This window comes from Fictibacillus phosphorivorans (assembly GCF_001629705.1).
In the GTDB taxonomy this organism is placed as follows: domain Bacteria; phylum Bacillota; class Bacilli; order Bacillales; family Fictibacillaceae; genus Fictibacillus; species Fictibacillus phosphorivorans_A.
In genome coordinates, this window is record NZ_CP015378.1 from 3,218,862 (window position 1) to 3,239,582 (window position 20,721).

Genomic DNA, 20,721 nt, shown 5'->3' on the forward strand with positions numbered 1-20,721 from the left:
GGGGGTTGTTTTGCCTGTTGCTTTTTTGGAAGCCGTTGATTTCCTTTCCAGGTGCTCGCTTTCCGCGGGGCAGGCGGTGAGCCACATTCTTAACGTTTCACTCTTAAGTGTCTCACCTGCCTACCTGTCCCGCAGGAGTCTCCCACCTTCCACTCCAATCAACTTTTCAATAAAGTATAAAACAAAAATTCTTGAATATAAGACCACTTAAAATCAAAGGGATTTTCTAAAAGTTGTCTTCCTAGTACAGAAAAAGGTCAAACTGCCTAGTCAATGCTAGTTGATTTGACCTTTTTGGGTTTAATGATGTAAACATGTAATGATTGGAGCAGAAAGTACTAACTCCTAGTATTAAGATGCTGAAGTGATGTTAAACCACGACAAGCATGGGGGTGATGTGATCCCCATGAACCACCATTCGAAGATCTTTTCTAAAGAGTGTTACTTTTGTTTTTCTATTCTCATCATTTGCAAGTTGATTGTAGCGCAAGGTTGCGAGACTCCTGCGGGACGAGCGGTCAGGTGGAGACTCCTAATGGCGCAAAGCGTCAGGAGGCTCACCGTACGCCCCGTGGAAAGCGAGCAACATGGAGCGAAAATCAACTACTTTCAAGAGCAGCAATGAATACTGAAAACTGCTTTTTTGAATTATGACATCAAACGAACAAGCAATGCTTTTTGTGCGTGAAGACGGTTCTCGGCCTCGTGAAAAACAACTGAATGAGGACCATCAATTATCTCCGCCGTCACTTCTTCCTCTCGATGCGCAGGCAAACAGTGCATAAAGATATAATCACTCTTCGCATGTGAAACAAGCTCTTGATTCACTTGATAACCTTTGAAATGTTCGAGACGCACCTCTGCCTCAGCTTCTTGCCCCATGCTCGCACAAACATCTGTGTAAATCACATCACTATTTTTTATCCCCTCAATTGGTTCATGTGTTACTTCGACAAGAGAGCCGTTTTGTTTCGCAACTTCTTTTGCATAAGAAACAATCTTTTCCTTTGGTTCGTAGTTCTTAGGACAAATAATGGTGCAATCCATTCCTACTTTTGCAGCGCCGATCATCAAAGAATGTGCTACATTATTTCCGTCACCGATATACGCCAGCTTCTTCCCTTTGAATGATCCTTTGAATTCTAGGATCGTAAGAAGATCTGCTAGTACCTGGCACGGATGAAAATCGTCCGTAAGTCCGTTGATTACAGGAATCGATCCGCTCTCTGCAAGCTCTTCAACCGTGGATTGATGAAACGTGCGGATCATCAGCGCATCTAGATAACCGGACAAAACTTTCGCTGTATCTGATATTGATTCTCCTCTGCCCATCTGAATATCACGAGTCGACAGATGGATAGCATGACCGCCGAGCTGCAGCATAGCAGCCTCGAACGAAACGCGAGTACGCGTCGAGGATTTCTCGAAGATCATCCCTAATATCTTTCCTTTTAACAAAGGTGGCGTAGATGGTCCTTGTTTTTTTAAGTCTTTTGCAAGATTCAATAAATCGATAATTTCAGATGTAGAATAATCCATCAGCGTTAGGAAATCTTTCTGAGTTTCCGTTTGGCGAAGAGGGTGTACGATAGACATCAGATCAGCACTTCCTTTCTCATTTTATTCGATGTGCGTATAGCATCTAAATATGCGTTAGCTGTTTCTTTTCTAGTAAGCACATGAACTCTTTCTAGAACGGCACGTTTAGCATTCTGGCAATCGCTATCATTTGAAAAGTTTATATATACCGCTTTGTTATCTGTTTTTATCCACTCATCAAATGTCAGATCATTTGCTGTAAGTACAGAATACCCAAGCTCCTCCCAGCCTTTTGAAGCAGCTTCAGCGAGAGTTCCTTCAGCAAAAATACTTCCTTGATGATTCCAGAGATCTGCTAATTGAAGACTAGATCCTTTCAAAGCTTTAACGAGAGCTTCATTAAAATCTACATCATTTCCTATTACTTCTCCGGTTGAGAGCATCATCGGACTTAACACTGGGGAAACACCAGGCAGTTTTATGGTAGAGAATACAGGTGCTTTCACTGTTATTTCTGGTTGGCCATTATGCTCATTTTCAAGGTTTAATGATTGAAGTGAGTGCCCTAAAAGCAATTGTGTTGCCTTCTGGACAAGGTTTACGTTCGTAATCTTACTCATGATCGGCGCTGTTCGAGAGGCTCTTGGATTTACTTCAATGACATAAACACTGTCATCTTTTATGGCAAATTGAACATTAAATAATCCTTTATATGATAAGTTGAGTGCGATTTTTTTTGAGTAAGACTTTATTTGCTCGATCACATGATCTGATAAAGATTGCGGCGGTGTAACAGTCAGACTGTCACCTGAATGAACACCAGTCCCCTCTAAATGTTCAAAAATACCAGGAATGAATACATCCGTACCATCACTTAGAACATCTACTTCCGCTTCTGTTCCTTCTAAGAATGTATCGATCAAAACGGGATAATTTATTTGTTCATGATTCAAATAATTGGTCAGTTCGCTATCAGAATAAATCACATTCATCCCGCTACCACCAATGACGTAGGAAGGACGTAGAAGGATAGGAAACCCTAGTTCGTCTGCATACTGTTTGACTTCTTTTTCATTAAGTACCGAGAATCCAGGAACTTTAGGAATATTTAATGATTCTAAAAATTGATAAAATCGATCTCTGTCTTCCATTTGGTCTACGGTGTCTGCCGGACTTCCAAGAACAGAATACCCTGCTTCTTCTAACTCTTTAGCCAAATTAATCGATGTTTGACCGCCAAATTGCAGAATGACATCTGAAATACCTTCAAACTCCAAAACATGAAGTATATCTTCAAAAGTGAGAGGTTCAAAATATAGAGAGTCAGATACTTCATAATCCGTGCTTACGGTCTCAGGATTGTTATTGATCAAGATCGCTTCATATCCACATGCACGAAGAGCGATTGCACTGTGCACGCAGCAATAATCAAATTCAACACCTTGCCCGATTCGTATGGGACCGGACCCGATAACTGCAACCTTCTTCTTCGTGTCAGGAATTTTGTCGCTTTTTCCGCTCCAACTGGAATAAAAATAAGTCGTTTTTGCTTCAAACTCTGCTGCGCACGTATCCACCATCTTATACGTCGGCGTGATGTTCCACTCTACTCTTTTATGACGTACCTCAATTTCTGATACAGACCAGATCTCTGATAAATATCGATCTGTAAAACCATGTTTTTTCGCCAACTGAAGCTGCTCTTTTTCTACTTGTTGCAGGCTCGTTTTTTGCAGTGTTTCATCCAAAGAGACCATACCTTGAAAAATGGATAAAAAGTAAGGTGTGATTTTAGTCCATTCATGAATTCTTTCTGAAGATACACCTCTTCGCAAAAGTTCCATTACAACGAAAAAGCGTCGGTCATCTGCTGAAACTACGAGTTCTATAAGTGTCTCCTCATCTAATGCAGATAGTTCTTTCAAATACAAGCCGTTCGTTTTCAGCTCTAGTGAACGGATTGCCTTTTGAAAAGCAGAAGCCATGTTTCTCTCTAACGCCATCACTTCGCCAGTAGCCTTCATCTGAGTTCCTAGTTTTCGATCAGCATGAGGAAACTTATCGAACGGCCATCTTGGCATTTTTACAGCTACATAATCTAAAGCTGGTTCGAAACTCGCAAAGGTCGTTCCAGTTACCGGATTTTTCAATTCATGCAGGTTATAGCCTAAGGCAAGTTTGGCAGCAATCTTCGCGATCGGATATCCAGTTGCTTTTGATGCTAAAGCAGATGACCTGCTCACACGCGGATTCACTTCGATCAAATAATATTGTGAGTTATCTGGATGAAGCGCGAACTGTATATTACATCCTCCCACGATTTCAAGTGCAGAAATGATGGTTAATGACGCTTTTCTTAATGATTGATACGCTTCATCTGTTAACGTTTGGCTAGGAGCTACTACTACAGAATCACCTGTATGAATACCCACAGGATCAACGTTTTCCATGTTACAAACCGTGATACAAGTTCCGTTCTTATCACGCATCACTTCATACTCAACCTCTTTGTAGCCTGCAATACTTTTTTCAATCAAGCATTGATTGATCGGACTTGCGGAAAGACCCTGTTTGACCAAAGTCATCAGTTTTTCTTTCGTTGAAGCGATTCCTCCCCCAAAGCCTCCAAGCGTATATGCAGGTCTAACGATTACCGGGTAACCTGTTTCATCGGCAAAATGAAGAGCTTCATCTATTGAAGTAACAATCTCACTTTCTGGTACAGGTTCTCCAAGATGCTTCATCAATGATCGAAACAGGTCTCGGTCTTCTGCTTTTTGTATCGAGTGTATATCCGTACCTAGAAGCTGTACCTCATACTTTTTTAAGATGCCCTTCTCATGAAGGTCCATCGCCAAGTTAAGACCTGTTTGACCGCCTACCGTTGCCAGTAGTCCGTCAGGTTTTTCTTTTTGAATGATTTGTTCAGCATATTCTGCAGTTAGAGGTTCAAAGTAGATAACGTCAGCAAACGTGTTATCCGTCATGATCGTAGCCGGATTGTTGTTGATGAGCACCACTTCTATTCCTTCTTCTTTTAACGCTTTACATGCTTGTGTACCGGAATAATCAAATTCTGCTGCCTGCCCGATCACGATCGGACCTGATCCGATCACGAGCACCTTCTTGATGTCTTTTTGTTTAGGCATAACTTCTCACCTTCTCTGTATGTTGTACATCCTTAATGAAATTTCTAAAGATTTCTTGATGTTCGTTCGGACCTGGCGCTGCTTCAGGATGGAATTGTACACTTGCAACGTTAAATGACCGATGCCATAACCCTTCGACACTTCCATCGTTCACATTTTCAAACCATATATGGAACCCTGTTTGTGCTAAACTCTCTTTTTGAACAACATAGCTGTGATTTTGTGAACTCATCGATACTTTTCCTGTCTTCAAGTTCATAACCGGCTGATTCGCACCTCGGTGACCAAATTTTAACTTTGTAGTCTCACCACCGAACGCTAAAGCAAGAATCTGATGACCCAGACAGATTCCTAATGAGGGATAGCGCATCGCTAAATTTTTGTAACGATGAAAATAGGTAGAGAATCTCATAGGGTCACCAGAACCGTTTGAAAAAACAAGACCATCTGGATTAAGTTTTTCGATATCGGTAATCTCTTGATCAAACGGAACAATCGTTACGCTGCAGCCCTCGTTAACAAGAGCATCAGCGATGGACTTTTTATATCCAAAGTCGATCAATACAATATGCGTGTCTCCTGAACCCGTCTTTTTGATTGATGTGGCTGGCCAATATTCATCTAGATTAAAAGAATCTGGCTTGAAGTCTGGTATATGCATCACGGCAGGTAGAGATCCTCGTATTCGAATTTGTTGAATAAGAGATCTCGTGTCTACATTTGTTAGTGCAGGGATTTCATAGACGTTTAGCAAGTGAACGATAGATTGGCGTTCATTTGTTGCAGCAAATCCAAAGCACTCTGCCATAACGACTCCTGCCACTTGAATTTTTTGAGATTCCATACTCTTTGGATTAAATCCATAGTTTCCGATAAAAGGATAAGAAAACACGACGATCTGTCCTTGATAAGAAGGGTCAGTCAAAACTTGTTCGTACCCCGTCATTCCTGTATAAAATACAATTTCACCTGAACCAAAATGGTTATCACTAATCCAGTCACCTTCGAATTTGTGACCGTTAGATAGCGTTATACAGCCTTTCATGGAACTCCACCCCTTGTATAAAACATATATTTAAATGTATTTTTATTCATTCATAAGCAAAAAAATATCAATTATTCCTTTTAGCTCACTGTTTCATGGATGTTGTGAAAAACAGCAAGAATCTTGTTTAATGCAGATGTTAACTCCTCATCCTTAACATTTAACGGAGGTAATAACCGAATAACACGCTCGCCTGCTGGAACGGTTAATAAACCCTCGTTCTCTAAGTTCACTATGATTTCTCCTGCATGATCACACTCAATTCCTATCAATAATCCTTCTCCTCTTATCTCGTTCACAGAAGGATAGCTTAATAAGTGGTCCTCTAATTGTTCCTTAAAGTTCTTTCCTTTTCTCTCAACCTCTTTTAAGAATTCATCTTGAAAGATAATATTGAGAACACTTTGGCTGATTGCACATGCGAGAGGATTACCTCCAAACGTCGTACCATGACTTCCTGGTCCGAACGCCTCAGCTAGTTTTCTTTTCCCAAGCATCGCTCCAATCGGAAAACCATTTCCTAATCCTTTTGCAAGAGTAACAATATCAGGGTCTAATCCGAAGTGTTCATACGCATATCTTTTACCCGTCCTGCCGATACCCGTTTGAACTTCATCAATGATCAGTAGAATATCGTACTTCTTACAGATTTCTTGTACTTTCTTATAAAAATTGAAATCGGCAATCTTTATTCCGCCTTCTCCTTGAATGACTTCCATCATGATCGCTGCTGTTTCGCCGTCTGTGTGTTTCTCTAATTGCGAGATATCGTTCCAAGGCAGATGTAGAAATGTTGATACGAGCGGGCCAAATCCATCTTTAATCTTCTGTTGCCCTGTTGCAGACATAGAGCCGAATGTTCGCCCGTGAAAAGAATCGTTAAACGTGATGATCTTATTTTTCTTTGTGAACTTTTTAGCAAGTTTGATCGCAGCTTCATTGGCTTCAGCCCCACTATTACAAAAGAACGCTAGATCCATATTCGTATTCTTTACAAGTGTTTCAGCAAGCAATTCTTGCTTTTGGATTTGAAAAAGATTGGAAGTATGCCAGATACACTCGCTCTGTTTTTGAAGTGCTGCAACCACCTCAGGGTGACAATGCCCTAGACTCGTTACAGCTATTCCACTCGTGAAATCCAAATATTTTTTATTGTTTTGGTCAAATACATAAGGTCCATTCCCTTGTTGGAGTTGTATCTGTTTTCTTTTATACGTTGGAAAAAGTGCACTCATTGAACCAGTACCTCCTTTTGCAATGCTGTACCTGAGAGAGTTTGATCTGTAATTCTTACTTGCTTGATGTTTAGATCAAGACATTTAATAGCTGCTTCTACTTTTGGCACCATTCCGCCGCTTATGTGGCCTTCAACAATACTTTTCAAAATTTCCGAGATCGTTAAGTGTTTCATCCACTCTCCATTCACTGAAACACCAGGTGTATCTGTTACAAAACAGATGGATTCGGCAGAGAGGGCAGCAGCTGTTTCTCCTGCCGCTGTGTCAGCGTTAATGTTCACCATTTCACCATTCTCTGTTACACCTAGAGATGCTATTACTGGAATCTTGCCATCTTCTAACACGTTATGAATGGCCTTTGTATTTACTTTCTGTACATTTCCAACCCATCCATAATTCTCTTTATCTAAAAAATCACAAGTGAGCATGAAATCCTCTGCCCCAGAAAGTCCTTGAGCTGCTATCCCTTCACCAGCCAACCTCTCTACAAGTGTAGTGTTGGTAATGTCCATCAAGGCTGTTTTTACACAGGAAAGTGTTTCTGGGCTTGTTACTCGTACACCATTCTTCATTTCCAACGGCAACCCAGATTCTCTTAGTTTCTTATTGATCTCTGGCCCGCCTCCATGAACGATTACGATCTTTTCGCCTTTTTGAATCCTGTTTTTAAGAACATCAAAAAAAGTAGACTGTAAGTTAGCTAGCGTACTTCCACCGATTTTCACAACATGAAACAAAACACACGCCTCCTCTTAGGTACGATAACTTGCATTAATCTGAACATAATCATACGTAAGGTCGCATCCCCACGCTCTTCCAGTTCCTAAACCTTCTGAGAGATCAACCGAGATATGAATCTCATGGCTTTTTAAATAGTTACGAATTTTTTCCTCTGAAAATAGAACCGGCTCTCCATCTGCTACAACTTCATGTTCACCGATTTTTATTTTTACAACGTCGGGATTAAATGAAACGCCACTATATCCAGCTGCAGCAAGAATTCTGCCCCAGTTCGCATCGCAACCAAATACAGCAGTCTTCACTAACGGAGAACCTACTATGGTTTTAGCGATGATTCTCGCCTCTTTATCCGAGGCTGCACCATTTACACCAACCTCGATCAGTTTGCTCGCGCCTTCCCCATCCTTTGCTATAAGTTTGCCTAAATCTTCACAAACGAGTACGAGAGCTTCTAAGAATAGTTCCCATTCTGGATGGTTCTTGTCTAACTCTTCATTCTCACCCATACCATTTGCGAGCATGAGTACCATGTCGTTCGTCGATGTATCTCCGTCAACAGTAATACAATTGAACGTTCGTTCTACGGCATAAGATAAAGCATCGCGAAGATCATCTTTCTGCACAGCTGCATCTGTCGTGATAAAGCCTAGCATCGTAGCCATATTAGGGTGTATCATCCCTGATCCTTTTGCCGTACCTGCTATCGTAATACTCTTATTATTAATTTTCAGAGAGTAGGCTGTATTCTTGGAAACGGTATCTGTCGTTAAAATAGATTGAGAAAAATCTATTGATCCTTTCAGCTCGGAATCTAGCACTAAGTTTTCAATACCAGCTGAAATTTTATCCATCGGCAGATGTTCGCCGATTACACCAGTGGAGGCAACCCCAACGAAGTGCGGCGGAATATTCAGCTTTTCAGCCGTCTGAATCTGCATATTCTCAGCATCTTTCAAACCTTTTTTCCCTGTACAAGCATTTGCATTTCCAGAGTTTACAATGATCGCTTGAAGCTTTCCCTCTTGAGAGATGCTATTTTGAGTAACTTTTAACGGAGCTGCCTGTATTTGGTTCGTTGTATAAACACCTGCCGCGTTAGCCGGCGTTATACTATATAACAAACCTAAGTCGAGCTTTTTATGTTTAACCCCACAATGAATGCCACTTGCGTAAAATCCTTTTGGCGTCGCGATGTTAATACCTGTTATCTTCTGAATAGGCGCTTTTATTGCCTGCATCTATCTGCCTCCTCTAGTTAAGGGAACATTGGTGAAGCTTCTAATCCCTTCGTTTCTTCCATTCCGAACATCACATTCATATTTTGAACCGCTTGACCTGCCGCTCCTTTTAATAGATTGTCAATACAAGAGACCACTGTAATTCGATTTGTTCGCTCATCGACGGCAAACGTTACATCGCAAAAATTGGATCCATAGACTTGCTTTGTAAACAGATTAGCTTTTTCCCTATGAACTCTAACGAAATATTCGCTGTCATAATAAGAGTCAAAGATTTCTTTAATGGATTCAGAGGTAACTGAATCTGTGAGCTCTGCATACATCGTAGTCATGATTCCCCTTGTCATCGGAACGAGATGGGTATGAAATGTGATTTTCGTTTCTGAACCCGTACACGTCTGAATCGTTTGCTCGATCTCAGGAGTGTGTTGATGTTGATGGATTTTGTAAATGCTTAAACTGTCGTTCGCTTGTGTAAAGTGAGTCCCTTTGCCTGGCGTGGCACCCGCTCCAGAGATTCCGCTCTTTGCATCAATCACAAGAGAAGCTGGATGGATCACCTTTTCTTTTAATAATGGCAGAATGCCTATAAGTGCTGCGGTAGGAAAACATCCAGGGTTCGCGATCAGCTTCCCGTTTTGTACCTCTTCTCTCTTCCATTCTGTTAATCCGTAGACCGCATCATTCACGAGGGTTTGTGGAGGAGGTTCTTTTTTGTACCACGCTCGATAGGTGTCAGCATCTTTTATTCTATAGTCTCCTGCTAGATCGATGATCTTCAAATTCTCATCAACGAGCGAAGGAAGGATCTCCGTTGAAATCCCACTCGGTGCAGAGGAAAACACGATATCTAATCCATCACTGGGCAGTTCTTTCATTGACCTCAGCTCCTGATCTTGAACATGAGAGAGATGCTGAATTTCTTCAGAAAGCTCTTTACCTGCTCTAGAGGATGAATAGAGAAGAACTTCGGTTATCTCTGTATGTGCAGATAGCAGCCGGAAGAGTTCCATACCGCCATATCCGGTCACACCAATAATTCCTGCTCTCATTCCATCACTCCTTAAATAAGTTATGGTTCATTATAGGACTGTATAAAAATTAATTCAATAGTATATTTATAAATAATTTAATTTTAATAAAAAAACTGACTTTTGGGGTATGCGAAGTTACCTCTAAAGTCAGTCTTATAAAAATGGTTTTATTGTCTTAAGAATCCACCTTCTGAATGGATAATCTGTCCGGTTATCCACTCTGCTTCCGGTGTTGCCAAAAATGCTACTAACCTTGCCGCATCTTCTGGTTTCCCGATCTTTCCACCAGGAAACTTTGGAAGAAGAATTTTTTCTAATTCTGGATTAATCCACCCTGTGTCAGTAGGACCAGGATTTACTGCATTAACTGTAATTCCTTTATGTCCAATTTCAGCAGCTAACGAGATCGTTAACGCATCAACCGCTCCTTTTGTAGCAGCATACGCTAATTCTCCGAGCATCGGACCTTTTGACTGGCCGGATGTTAGATGAACGATGCTGCCTCTGTCCCCTATAAAACGCTTGGCAAACTCTATACTTAGTAGAGTCGTCGCACGAATGTTGATCGCATAATGAGCATCTAAAATCGCACTGGTCGTATCTTCCCAGTTATGACTCTGTGACATACAGGCATTGTTTATAAGTATGGTCGGTGTACCTAAATCTCTTTCGACTTTTTCTAGGAGTGCCGGGATATGTTCTGAAACGCTAAGGTCAATCTCTTCATACAGAGATTTCACTCCTCGATCTTTTAATTTTTCTACAAGCAGCTCGGGGTCATTTGTATGATTACCTGTGTGCATCGTTGTGTCATATGTACCCCAAGTCGTAAAGAATATATGAGCTCCCCTATTTGCAAGCTCCAAACAAACGGCTGCGCCGATTCCGTTCAAACGGCTCGCTCCCGTCACGATGGCTGTTCTTCCTTCTAAAGAACGATTCATCTTGTCCCTCCTTATGTAACAGGCGTTTCTGCGCCCTTTCCATCCAATATATTTCGTATGTTTCGGCATGCAAGTTCAGCCATCTTCATCCTTGTTTCAACACTTGCACTACCGATGTGTGGAAGGGCTACCACCTGTTTCATCGACAAAAGAGGGTGGTCAATATCAATCGGTTCTTGCTGAAATACATCAAGACCTGCACCTGCGATTTCTTTGTTCTTCAATGCTTCAATAAGCGCAGATTCATCAACCGTTGCACCTCTGCCTGCATTAACGAAGATCGCACTATCTTTCATGCTCTGAAAAGCTTCTCTGTTAAACATCTCTTTCGTTTCAGGTGTTAATGGGATAAGTGAGACAACAAAGTCTGATTGTTTTAATAGCTCATGAAATTCTTTGTATTCAGCGCTAAGCGAGACTTCTGCATTAGGCTTACGTTTTCGATTGTGGTATAAAATTTTCATATCAAAGCCCTTTGCTCTTCTCGCTACAGCTTCTCCGATCCTGCCCATTCCAACGATTCCGATTGTTTTGTGATGAACATCAGCTCCAGCAAGCAATAAAGGACCCCAGCTGTTCCACTTACCTTCTTTCACAAAATTTGCTGATTCAACAATCCTACGCGCTGTTGCAAGGATTAGAGAGAATGCTAAATCCGCAGTAGAATCTGTTAACACATCTGGTGTGTTACAAACTGTTATGCCTTTTTGCTTAGCAGCTTTAACATCGATATTGTCATAACCAACTGCTAGATTTGCTATTACCTTTAGTGAAGATGCTTCATTCAGTACTTCGCTATCGATTTTGTCTGAAAGCATCGTAAGCAATCCATCTGCTTTTTTGATTTCGGAAAGAAGCACTTCCCTTGGTACAGCCTCTTCTTCATGAGGCCACATGTTGATCTCTACAATCTGCTCTAGTTGACTAATCGTTTCTTTCGGTAATTTTCTAGTAATAAAAACATAAGGTTTTTGCATGCGCTTTCACTCCTTGCTTGCTATTTTCTCATGGGAAAGTGAGAAAATAAAGAAATGGTACTTATGCATGTTGTTTTAGTTATTTGGTGACTATGAAAGTAGTTGATTTCCGCTCCAGGTTGCACGCTTTCCATGGGGCGAACGGTGAGCCTCCTCTCTAGTTGCAGTGACTAGCCCCTCGAGGTCAAAAGTTAAACGGTCAAGAAGGCAAAGTACACCTTCATTGCCCATTCAACTTTTGCTAGTCGGGGCTGAACGAGTCACTTCCACTTTTCGGACTGCCGCTTTGCGCCCTTAGGAGTCTTCACCTGACCGCTTCAAGGTTGTCTCTCTGCTCCTGCGTCTACAAGTTTATGCTAACGAAGTGAATTCCTCGTCGCATGCCTTGCGAGAAGCACCTCATGTTGCAGGCAGGCAACCTTCCGCTACAATCAACTTGCAGAGGAAGGGAAAATAACTTTCAGCAGCAACATTATCTTAGAAAATATGAAAAAGACCAACAATTAATCAAAAAAAGAGGTATAACTCAAAAATCTTACTTTTGAGCCACCTCTTTCATTAGATCATGGGTACAAGCCAATCCACCATTGGGATATTTAACTCTTGGACCGGAAGACCGATCGATCTGTAAAAGCTTTTTAAAAAGTATTCATTTTGCTTTTCATACGAGATTAAGTCAGTAAAGCGGCGGACATATAGTTCTTTTCCGATATCTCTCTCATTGTTATAATGTTCATCCACTGTATCAAAATACTGTGATGGAAATAGGAGCCTGCCGTATAGAAGTCTCCAAGCTCCCTTGGATAATGGCTTTACTTTTTCGTAATCGTCGATCAACTGCAAAACTTCATGACTTCTGAATTCTGGCTGATAGATCTTTTCTCTGATACATTCTGCAAGATCTCTCATTGGACTATCAATCACCCAGCCAATCGGCAGTTTAACAAAACTGTTAGACGTACGAATCCAGGACCGTTCGCTGAAACGATCATAGCAGATGGCAGCAGAACCTATTCCTTTAGGCCCTCTCTCTAGTTGGTAATCCGTGATATATTGGATCGCGTTCTCAGCCATTCCTTCATAATAAGGAAATGTCGTCAAAAACAATTGATCAAAATCATTCTTTTGTTTTCTCGCTGATATTTCCGCATAACGGTTATGCATTTCATCCACACGATTGATCCATAACAGCGGCCATTGCCCGTATGCGATTTGTTCTACTGGATAATATTGTTCCAGACCTTTTCCTCGCTTATGAAACTCTGCGAGTTCTGAGCCTATCTCAAAGTTACGATGTTCTCCTTTTTTAGGCTCCACTTTAAAAATGATAACAGACTCTCCATCTACATAAGCACTAGGCATATTGGTGATTGTAGGCTGCAGAACAGGAATGTTCTCCTCTCCTCGTTGCTGTAGATAATCACTGATATACATCATCTCTTGCAGTTTTTCATAAGACATCTGCTGCTGTGGTATCACGATGTATTGGTTTCCTTTGCAATAGAAGGTCCGATAACCTGATTCAGATCTTCTATCTTCACATACTAGTTGATAATGATGAAACACATCTCTTTCAAACAAAGCCGATCCCCCCACCCCTTCAGCTTTCCAGCGGTAGATACTTTAAGAAGTTACTGCACACACTACCGCATGATTGGATACCACATTGTATGCCCATTTAGGCGAAGTGGTTAGTACTTTTTATAAATTCATAACTTTACTATGAAAACATATACTATACAAAGCTAAGGAGACTAACAGAGAAAAGGAGTACAAGGATGCCAAATAAAAAAGTGGAAAAAGTCGAAGAAACTGCACGCAAACAGCTGAACGAACGGGGCGTTACGGTAAACGATATCGCTGAACTTGTTTATTTTCTCCAAGTCCCCTACCATCCTGACCTAAAAATGGATGTATGTAGAGAAAACGTTGAAAGAGTCATCGCAAAACGTGAAGTTCAGAATGCTATCCTCACAGGTATTGCTCTTGATGTATTAGCTGAACAGAAAAAACTTGAGCAGCCACTTCAGGAAATATTAGCTCGCGATGAAAGTCTTTATGGGATTGATGAAGTGATTGCACTCTCAATAGTGAATATATATGGCTCTATTGGTTTTACTAACTACGGATTCATCGATAAACAAAAACCAGGAATCTTAGAAAAACTTAACGATAAGTCTACAGGCATGGTTCATACTTTCTTAGATGACATTGTCGGTGCGATTGCAGCAGCAGCATCGAGCAGATTAGCACATCGTGCAGCAAATGAAGAATAAAAATAAGGCTTAAGAACAAGAGAATTCCTCTTAGACTTAAGCCTTTTTTATATTTATTTAATAGTTGTTGCTAAATAGTCCCACCGGGAAAAGTAAGTACCCTGAAACAAAAAGCTGCATAAGTTCTTATCTATTAGTAAGTCATGCAATTACTTGGCTTCCTTGGCAAGTTGGTTGGAGTGCAAGGTGCGTGCCTGCTACCTGATAAGCTTCTTGCAAGGCATGCGACGAGGAATCAAACTGCGTAAGTATCAGCTAGTAGACGCAGGAGCAAGGATGCTTCCTAGAAGCGGTCAGGTGAGACCTTTAAGGGCGCATAGCGGCAAGGGGCTCACCGCCTGCCCCGCGGAAAGCGAGCATACTGAAACGGAAATCAGCCACTTTCAAGGGCAACTTCGTAATAAGCTTACTTGATCTCCCACTCATCCAATCCGTTAACGGTATACGTTGGATGAACCTCAATTTCTTCAAGGTGTTTCTTTGTTGTAACTCCTGTGTGAACAAGCAGCGTATCGATTCCGGCACGAATACCAGCTAAGATATCTGTTTGATAGTTGTCACCGATCATGAGTGTTTCTTCTTTTTTCATTCCGAGTGTTTCTAACGCCATCTCCATGATGATGGACTCAGGCTTACCGATAAACGTTGGTTCTGTTTGAGTTGAAACCGTAATGACAGAAGTCAGTGCTCCGTTTCCTGGCAGAAGGCCTCTTTCCGTCGGAAGAGCAATATCACCATTTGTCGAGATAAAAGTTGCTCCGTTACGGACTGCAAGGCATGCTTTTGCTAACTTTTCATAGGTGATCGAGCGATCGATTCCAACCACAACAAAATCAGGGTTCTCTTCTACTAGTTCTAGTCCTTGTTCTTGAAGCGCTTCTCTAATTCCATCCTCACCGATACAATAGACGGTCGCATTTTTCTTTTGTTCAGCAATATAGTTGGCTGTTGCCATGCTCGTTGTATACACATGTTCAGCAGATGCTGGGATATCAAATCCTGCAAGCACATCTGCCACTTGTTTTTTTGTTTTAGAAGAATTATTTGTCACGAACAAATAAGGAAGGTTTTTTTCGTTTAATTTTTTTACAAAATCAACCGCCTCAATAATTCGTTCTGTTCCTCGATACATCGTTCCGTCTAAGTCGATCAAGAATCCTTTATATGCCTTCATTAAGCTCTCTCCTTTTATGTACCTTCTCATTTTACCCACTTCAAAAAAAAACACACCTGAAGCTTTTTAGACTTCAGATGTTTGCTTTTCTTCTTTTATCACATAACAGCAATAATCTCCGCCTTTTGCCATACACGTCTTTCGCTCAACAGCGTCTGTTTGTAGCATGCGCTTGAAGAGTGATAGCTCGCAGGAGCAGGCTTGCTGATATTCATTCGCTACTTTAGCGATCGGACAGTTATACTCTGTTAATACATAAGTATCAGGATTTTCTCCTCTTTCCCAGTCCACCATGTATCCTGCTTCATTTTGAATATTAGCGAGTTCATTTACTTTTTGTTCAAAATCTGTCAGTGTGTTCATTCGATCTTTGTATCTATCCTGCAGACGATTTTCACGTCGCTTAAACAATTCATCAATTGTTGCTGTGCCACTCACTTCTTCTATATCTTTTAAAAAATCAACGGTAAGCCCTGAATAGTTTCGTGGAAATTGTTCGTCCCCGCTTGCTGTAAGATGATAAAAATGGATTGGTCTTCCCATAGCCTGTCGGACAAGAGTCGTTTCAATCACATGATCACGTTCTAACGTGTTGAGATGACGCCGAACAGCCATTTCGGTTATTCCAAGGGATTTTGCCATTTCCGTAACAGTCATCCTCTTATTCCTTTTTAAAAGATAGATGATTTCATCACGGGTTGAGGTGTGATTCTTCATGGTCATCACCATCCTTTGTCACCATTTTATCGTAAATAAGGGTAAACGTACATTTTTAAATATAAATGTATAAAAACTCTTTTATCCTTATTCAGGTAAAAATGCAGAAACTGGCCCCAACTCTTCTTCTAGGTACCTTTTTATGTGTAAGGGAAATGCAGAAAGTTCCTTTTCTTTTGAAACGATGGTATCATAAATGACTTTACTATCAGCAGAAGTGTAGTCTTGAACGAGTGATTTACGAAGGTTAACCACTTCTTTTAGTGATACTGCTTCATCGTTCGGAATTACTTTTTCATCAATCAGGATATCCAGTATGTCTTCAAAACTTCCTGGATCACGCATGATAAATCCATCGATAATCATATTACCCACGTCCATCATCGATTCGATCAACATGTGTCCAATTCTTTCAACCACAAGTGTTTCTAGCTTATTTGCGGGAGTGGATAACTCCTTAAACGTACGAATTAATTCGTTCATGTACACTAAATGTTCATTGATTTTTTTTCGATCAACAAAATACATAGTCATCACCTTTTGTAAGTTTCTCAAGTAAAGTGTAACATAAAGTAAGAGCAATCATATGAACTCAAATTTTAAATTTTGCTTAGTACGAAGGAGGAACAAAAATGAACGAGGAAACTTTTTTCTTATATGATGATAAAGAATCAACAGAAACGCGTTTTGTAAGTTTTATGGGACGAAACACTCGCTTTGATCTTGCTATCACAAAAACTACGAGACATTATGGAAAATCTTTAGTCCTGAACATGTTAGGCAGTACATATGCCATTATTGGTCAGGATGATCTAGAGGAAGAAGGCTATTTGGAACACGCGTTTAATCTAACTGAAGAAGACGCGATGGAGCTTCGTGAATTTTTAGCTGAAGTTGTTTAAGATGTAATCAAAATGTACCAAAAAAGAATCATGCTTTCTTGGAGACACTTTAGATAAGGATACTTTTCTTATCCTAAAATGGCCGAAGAGAGGATGGTTTTTTTGTTCGAAAAAGAAAAAGAACAATATACCGATTTTTCGAATGTAGAGACTGGTCGTAATTACGTACTTCCTGAGGATTTGCCTGAAGGTCCATATGGCTCACCCATCAAGAGAGCTTTAGGAAAATCGACTCCTTGGAGAGAAGAACAGCGTTATTATAGTGCCTTTAACTATGAAAACAAAACCCTTCATGAAGGTCTGGAAAGACAAGATCCTGGTGCTCATCCTACACACGATGATTCTGAATATCATACAGAATCACCTTATGAGAATTCTCGAGGTTCGTAAGGGAAACTTGGCTTCATCTATTATTGGCCTACAAACAAGCGGAGCATCGATAAAACAAAGAAAAACCCCTGAATGTCTCAGGGGTTTACTTTTTTGACTACAAAATACGGACATCCGAAATTACAATATTCGTAAATGTATTCCGGTAAGGTGCTGATCTTTGTGTCGAACGTAGCCTTTTCATGATTGTCTTCAAAAAATCCACGAAGTCTAAGCTGTTCGTAACCAAGATCACCAACAATATAATCGTATTTATGTAAGATTTCACTATAGCGCGCTTTAAATTGTTCCTCGTTAAAGGCTTCTTTTACATCTTCAATCACTTCATAGGAATAATTACCAACTGTAATCAAAAATGCTTCACCTCGTTTCCTGATACTTATTTTACCATGCTTGAGCTATTTACAGCCAACAATTTCTTCGTAAAGATCTTTTACTTTAAGGCACTCTATAGAATAAGGAGGTGAAACACCTGTGAAAAAATTAGGAATGTTCTTATTGATCGGCTTGATGCTTGCTGGATGCGGCGGCGGTGATCAAAAGAAGATGGGACAAGAATATAAATTTTCTAAAACCAATGTAAAAGATGAGAATCGAATTGGCAACAACATGAACTATGGGGACTTTGGATATATGCGTCATATGTCGGGGGACAAAGTAAAAACAGGAAATGCAGTTCCATACTTAAATCGCCAAAAGCTTGCCGATATGATCTCTGATATGGTTCTGCAATTACCGAATATTAAAGATGTCGGTACATTAGTTACAGATGAAGAAGTTTTGATCGGCTACAAAACAACAAACAAGGACCGAAACGCAGCGGCTGACCAAGTCAAGATGACTGGTTTCTCTGTTGTACCAAGATACTACCATGTGTATGTGTCAGATGAAAAAGGAATGATCGACAAGATCGAACAATATCAATCCTTAAATAATGATACCGAACAGATCGAAGGAATCATGGACCAACTGATCCTACAAATGAAAAAAGCACCTCAAGGCAAGAAGTGGAACTATGGGGAAAATGAAAATGGTGAGATGAACGGCGAAACGAACAGTATGCGTGGACAAATGGAAGGCAAATAAAAAACCAGAAGCAGATCGTTGCTTCTGGCTTTCTTATTATGTTTAGCTGTTTTGGGCAGCTGCGTTTACTTGTTCATCAGCATGGTAAGAAGAACGCACGAGCGGTCCTGACTCACAATGCTTGAATCCTTTAGAAAACGCGATATCACGCAATTCTTTAAACTCATCTGGTGTATAGTATTTTTGTACTTTTAGATGTTTCTTAGTAGGTTGTAGATATTGTCCGATCGTCATGATATCAACGTTATTTGCACGTAGATCATCCATCGTTTCTACAATTTCTTCCCACGTCTCTCCTAACCCGATCATCAGACTGGATTTCGTCGGAATGTTAGCATTCATTTCTTTTGCACGACGCAAAAATTCCATCGTTCGATCATACGTTGCACGTGCACGAACTCTTGGAGAAAGACGTCGTACCGTTTCAATATTATGGTTCATGATATCTGGCTTTGCATCCATCAATGTTTTTAGTGCATCAAAATCACCTAACATATCAGATGGAAGAACTTCAATCGAACAGAATGGATTACGAGCACGAACAGAACGAACGGTTTCGGCGAATACATGAGCACCGCCATCTTTAAGGTCATCACGTGCAACCGCTGTAATTACGACGTGTTTCAGACCCATTTGCTCAACAGATTCTGCAACACGTTCTGGCTCTTGTAGATCAAGTTCTGTTGGTAATCCTGTTTTTACTGCACAAAAACGACAAGCTCGTGTACAGATGTCTCCAAGAATCATGAAAGTAGCTGTTTTTCTTACAGCCCAACATTCATGGATGTTTGGACATTTTGCTTCTTCACATACCGTATGTAGCTTTTTCTCACGCATCATCTTTTTAAGTTCTTTATAATTTTCATTCGTGTTTAACTTTATTTTTAACCACTCGGGTTTACGTACATATTCTTCTTTCTTTGCCATCATCATCACCCCAGATTTTCTTGGTCTTTCGTATAATGAACGTTCGTATTTTAGTTTCTACTTAAACATTATTGTCCCATCAATACTCTACCATACGACAGGGTAAAATTCCAAACATGAGTTTTTTCCAACATTTTTCCTTCATGTTTTTTCTGAACTTCAACAAACTATAGATAAATGAAAGAAAGGAGTGGATTGGGACGTATGAGGAAATTTTCAGTCCTGTTCCTCACTCTGACAGCCCTTCTTATAACCTTTCTTCCGGAAAGCAGGAGCACGGCAGCAGAGCGATTTACGAAAGAAGACGTGGAACGGCTCAGCCTTTATAAAAAAATGGAGTCTGTTACGCTCATTCCATGGCATTACTTTGCAGGTGTAGATCAATATGAAAGAAGCGTAAGAAAAGCACGAAGAGATCTTCCTGCCAGAAAAGGATTAGTCGGGATTTATTTTTCACCTTTGCAATGGTCTGGGCCAATAAATCCAACCATGGACGATACCAACCCTGAACGTATTTCAATGTTTGGAGGTATCGGAAAAGACGGTAACAATGACGGTATTGCTGATCGAAACAACGATGAAGACATTCTGTTTACATTCAGTGAGATCATTAAAAAGCATGGGCATGATATAGAAAATTTCAGAATCGGCCTATGGAGCTATTACCAGCGAGATAAAGCTGTAGATATTATTATGGAAAACGCTAAGATCTATGAGACATATGGAACAGTTTCACTAGACAAGCACAGCTTTATCGTTCCATTAAGATCCAACTATAGTTACCGAAGCACATGGGGTGACAGACGGGGATTTGGTGGATTACGTATTCATGAAGGTACAGATATATTTGCGAATTACGGCGTTCCTGTTAAAGCAGTTTCCTATGGAATTGTTGAGATCAAAGGATGGAATCGATTTGGTGGATGGAGAATCGGTGTCCGTGATATCAATAATGTATACCATTATTACGCCCATTTAGGCAGCTTCAATAAAGCCATTGAAAAAGGGACGATTGTAGAACCTGGTATGGTACTTGGCTACGTAGGCAGTTCAGGTTACGGACCTCCCGGAACTTCTGGGAAATTCCCTCCTCATCTTCACTTTGGCATGTACCGTGACAACGGATATACAGAATGGGCATTCGACCCATATCCTTATTTAAAAGCATGGGAACGTCAGGAGCGTATTAGCAACAGGCGAAGATAATGTTAGGTTAAAAAAGAAGCTTTAGGGCTTCTTTTTTTATATGATATGGCGCTCGTATTTTTCATATGGCGCTCGTATTTTTCATATGGCGCTCGTATTTTTCATATGGCGCTCGTATTTTTCATATGGCGCTCGTAT

General features: G+C 40.5%; 20 protein-coding genes. 5 read left to right on the top strand and 15 right to left on the bottom strand.

Annotated features, from left to right (window positions below; genetic code table 11):
• Window positions 1–648: 648 nt before the first annotated feature.
• The 10 genes from argF to yutH form a co-directional block, all read right to left on the bottom strand.
• Window positions 649–1,596: an ornithine carbamoyltransferase gene (gene argF, locus ABE65_RS16560; protein WP_066397260.1), complete on the bottom strand. Its 948-nt coding sequence runs from the start codon at window positions 1,594–1,596 to the stop codon at window positions 649–651.
• Window positions 1,596–4,688: a carbamoyl-phosphate synthase (glutamine-hydrolyzing) large subunit gene (locus ABE65_RS16565; protein WP_066397263.1), complete on the bottom strand. Its 3,093-nt coding sequence runs from the start codon at window positions 4,686–4,688 to the stop codon at window positions 1,596–1,598. The genes argF and ABE65_RS16565 overlap by 1 nt, the downstream gene beginning before the upstream one ends.
• Window positions 4,681–5,733 (bottom strand): carbamoyl phosphate synthase small subunit, encoded by a 1,053-nt coding sequence (locus ABE65_RS16570; RefSeq protein ID WP_066397269.1) that lies wholly within the window; start codon window positions 5,731–5,733, stop codon window positions 4,681–4,683. Before ABE65_RS16570 ends, ABE65_RS16565 begins: the two co-directional genes overlap by 8 nt.
• A gap of 80 nt (window positions 5,734–5,813) precedes the next feature.
• Window positions 5,814–6,968, bottom strand: coding sequence for an acetylornithine transaminase (locus ABE65_RS16575; protein WP_066397271.1), 1,155 nt, complete (start codon window positions 6,966–6,968; stop codon window positions 5,814–5,816).
• Window positions 6,965–7,708, bottom strand: a complete 744-nt coding sequence (gene argB / locus ABE65_RS16580) for an acetylglutamate kinase (protein WP_066397274.1) — start codon at window positions 7,706–7,708, stop codon at window positions 6,965–6,967. The genes ABE65_RS16575 and argB overlap by 4 nt, the downstream gene beginning before the upstream one ends.
• 15 nt (window positions 7,709–7,723) lie before the next feature.
• The gene (argJ, locus tag ABE65_RS16585; protein ID WP_066397276.1) at window positions 7,724–8,950 is read right to left on the bottom strand and encodes a bifunctional ornithine acetyltransferase/N-acetylglutamate synthase; all 1,227 of its coding nucleotides are present in this window, start codon (window positions 8,948–8,950) and stop codon (window positions 7,724–7,726) included.
• A gap of 17 nt (window positions 8,951–8,967) precedes the next feature.
• Window positions 8,968–10,002 (bottom strand): N-acetyl-gamma-glutamyl-phosphate reductase, encoded by a 1,035-nt coding sequence (argC, locus tag ABE65_RS16590; protein WP_066397278.1) that lies wholly within the window; start codon window positions 10,000–10,002, stop codon window positions 8,968–8,970.
• A 149-nt stretch (window positions 10,003–10,151) separates the two neighbouring features.
• A complete protein-coding gene (locus ABE65_RS16595) occupies window positions 10,152–10,928 on the bottom strand; it encodes an SDR family oxidoreductase (protein ID WP_066397280.1) in 777 nt (258 codons plus the stop codon).
• Window positions 10,929–10,939: 11 nt separating this feature from the next.
• Window positions 10,940–11,905: a 2-hydroxyacid dehydrogenase gene (locus ABE65_RS16600; protein WP_066397282.1), complete on the bottom strand. Its 966-nt coding sequence runs from the start codon at window positions 11,903–11,905 to the stop codon at window positions 10,940–10,942.
• A 558-nt stretch (window positions 11,906–12,463) separates the two neighbouring features.
• Window positions 12,464–13,486 carry a spore coat putative kinase YutH gene (gene yutH, locus ABE65_RS16605; RefSeq protein WP_066397284.1) on the bottom strand — a complete coding sequence of 341 codons (1,023 nt, stop codon included), beginning with the start codon at window positions 13,484–13,486 and terminating at the stop codon, window positions 12,464–12,466.
• A gap of 197 nt (window positions 13,487–13,683) precedes the next feature.
• On the opposite strand from yutH, the gene ABE65_RS16610 reads away from it, so the two are divergent.
• Window positions 13,684–14,181 (top strand): phosphatidylglycerophosphatase A family protein, encoded by a 498-nt coding sequence (locus ABE65_RS16610; RefSeq protein WP_066397286.1) that lies wholly within the window; start codon window positions 13,684–13,686, stop codon window positions 14,179–14,181.
• 406 nt (window positions 14,182–14,587) lie between these two features.
• On the opposite strand, the gene ABE65_RS16620 is transcribed toward ABE65_RS16610, so the two are convergent.
• From ABE65_RS16620 to ABE65_RS16630, 3 genes are all read right to left on the bottom strand, one after another.
• On the bottom strand, window positions 14,588–15,355 hold the full coding sequence (locus ABE65_RS16620) for a TIGR01457 family HAD-type hydrolase (RefSeq protein WP_066397291.1): 768 nt from the start codon (window positions 15,353–15,355) through the stop codon (window positions 14,588–14,590).
• Window positions 15,356–15,421: 66 nt separating this feature from the next.
• Window positions 15,422–16,078, bottom strand: a complete 657-nt coding sequence (locus ABE65_RS16625; RefSeq protein WP_231887911.1) for a helix-turn-helix transcriptional regulator — start codon at window positions 16,076–16,078, stop codon at window positions 15,422–15,424.
• A gap of 81 nt (window positions 16,079–16,159) precedes the next feature.
• Window positions 16,160–16,600 carry a DUF86 domain-containing protein gene (locus ABE65_RS16630; RefSeq protein WP_066397295.1) on the bottom strand — a complete coding sequence of 147 codons (441 nt, stop codon included), beginning with the start codon at window positions 16,598–16,600 and terminating at the stop codon, window positions 16,160–16,162.
• 104 nt (window positions 16,601–16,704) lie between these two features.
• Here ABE65_RS16630 and ABE65_RS16635 point away from each other — a divergent pair, with 104 nt between their 5' ends.
• Window positions 16,705–16,974 carry a DUF3055 domain-containing protein gene (locus ABE65_RS16635; protein WP_066397301.1) on the top strand — a complete coding sequence of 90 codons (270 nt, stop codon included), beginning with the start codon at window positions 16,705–16,707 and terminating at the stop codon, window positions 16,972–16,974.
• A 93-nt stretch (window positions 16,975–17,067) separates the two neighbouring features.
• Complete coding sequence (locus ABE65_RS16640; protein WP_231887815.1) at window positions 17,068–17,364, top strand: hypothetical protein; 297 nt, start codon at window positions 17,068–17,070, stop codon at window positions 17,362–17,364.
• Between the two features lie 77 nt (window positions 17,365–17,441).
• Here ABE65_RS16640 and ABE65_RS16645 read toward each other — a convergent pair whose 3' ends face one another.
• Entirely contained in the window at window positions 17,442–17,717 is a 276-nt protein-coding gene (locus ABE65_RS16645) for a YutD family protein (protein WP_066397303.1), read from the bottom strand.
• Window positions 17,718–17,838: 121 nt separating this feature from the next.
• Between ABE65_RS16645 and ABE65_RS16650 the strand changes: the two genes are divergently transcribed.
• The gene (locus tag ABE65_RS16650) at window positions 17,839–18,450 is read left to right on the top strand and encodes a YhcN/YlaJ family sporulation lipoprotein (RefSeq protein ID WP_066397306.1); all 612 of its coding nucleotides are present in this window, start codon (window positions 17,839–17,841) and stop codon (window positions 18,448–18,450) included.
• Between the two features lie 42 nt (window positions 18,451–18,492).
• Here ABE65_RS16650 and lipA read toward each other — a convergent pair whose 3' ends face one another.
• Window positions 18,493–19,377 carry a lipoyl synthase gene (gene lipA, locus ABE65_RS16655; RefSeq protein ID WP_066397309.1) on the bottom strand — a complete coding sequence of 295 codons (885 nt, stop codon included), beginning with the start codon at window positions 19,375–19,377 and terminating at the stop codon, window positions 18,493–18,495.
• A 204-nt stretch (window positions 19,378–19,581) separates the two neighbouring features.
• Between lipA and ABE65_RS16660 the strand changes: the two genes are divergently transcribed.
• Window positions 19,582–20,583, top strand: coding sequence for a M23 family metallopeptidase (locus ABE65_RS16660; RefSeq protein WP_066397311.1), 1,002 nt, complete (start codon window positions 19,582–19,584; stop codon window positions 20,581–20,583).
• The last annotated feature ends 138 nt before the right edge of the window (window positions 20,584–20,721 follow it).

Excerpts from the sequence above, each read along its gene's own strand:
- argF (WP_066397260.1), bottom strand. The coding sequence starts at position 1,596 with ATGTCTATCGTACACCCTCTTCGCCAAACGGAAACTCAGAAAGATTTC.
- ABE65_RS16565 (WP_066397263.1), bottom strand. The coding sequence starts at position 4,688 with ATGCCTAAACAAAAAGACATCAAGAAGGTGCTCGTGATCGGATCAGGT.
- ABE65_RS16570 (WP_066397269.1), bottom strand. The coding sequence starts at position 5,733 with ATGAAAGGCTGTATAACGCTATCTAACGGTCACAAATTCGAAGGTGAC.
- ABE65_RS16575 (WP_066397271.1), bottom strand. The coding sequence starts at position 6,968 with ATGAGTGCACTTTTTCCAACGTATAAAAGAAAACAGATACAACTCCAA.
- argJ (WP_066397276.1), bottom strand. The coding sequence starts at position 8,950 with ATGCAGGCAATAAAAGCGCCTATTCAGAAGATAACAGGTATTAACATC.
- argC (WP_066397278.1), bottom strand. The coding sequence starts at position 10,002 with ATGAGAGCAGGAATTATTGGTGTGACCGGATATGGCGGTATGGAACTC.
- ABE65_RS16595 (WP_066397280.1), bottom strand. The coding sequence starts at position 10,928 with ATGAATCGTTCTTTAGAAGGAAGAACAGCCATCGTGACGGGAGCGAGC.
- ABE65_RS16600 (WP_066397282.1), bottom strand. The coding sequence starts at position 11,905 with ATGCAAAAACCTTATGTTTTTATTACTAGAAAATTACCGAAAGAAACG.
- ABE65_RS16610 (WP_066397286.1), top strand. The coding sequence starts at position 13,684 with ATGCCAAATAAAAAAGTGGAAAAAGTCGAAGAAACTGCACGCAAACAG.
- ABE65_RS16620 (WP_066397291.1), bottom strand. The coding sequence starts at position 15,355 with ATGAAGGCATATAAAGGATTCTTGATCGACTTAGACGGAACGATGTAT.
- ABE65_RS16625 (WP_231887911.1), bottom strand. The coding sequence starts at position 16,078 with ATGACCATGAAGAATCACACCTCAACCCGTGATGAAATCATCTATCTT.
- ABE65_RS16630 (WP_066397295.1), bottom strand. The coding sequence starts at position 16,600 with ATGTATTTTGTTGATCGAAAAAAAATCAATGAACATTTAGTGTACATG.
- ABE65_RS16635 (WP_066397301.1), top strand. The coding sequence starts at position 16,705 with ATGAACGAGGAAACTTTTTTCTTATATGATGATAAAGAATCAACAGAA.
- ABE65_RS16640 (WP_231887815.1), top strand. The coding sequence starts at position 17,068 with ATGGTTTTTTTGTTCGAAAAAGAAAAAGAACAATATACCGATTTTTCG.
- lipA (WP_066397309.1), bottom strand. The coding sequence starts at position 19,377 with ATGGCAAAGAAAGAAGAATATGTACGTAAACCCGAGTGGTTAAAAATA.
- ABE65_RS16660 (WP_066397311.1), top strand. The coding sequence starts at position 19,582 with ATGAGGAAATTTTCAGTCCTGTTCCTCACTCTGACAGCCCTTCTTATA.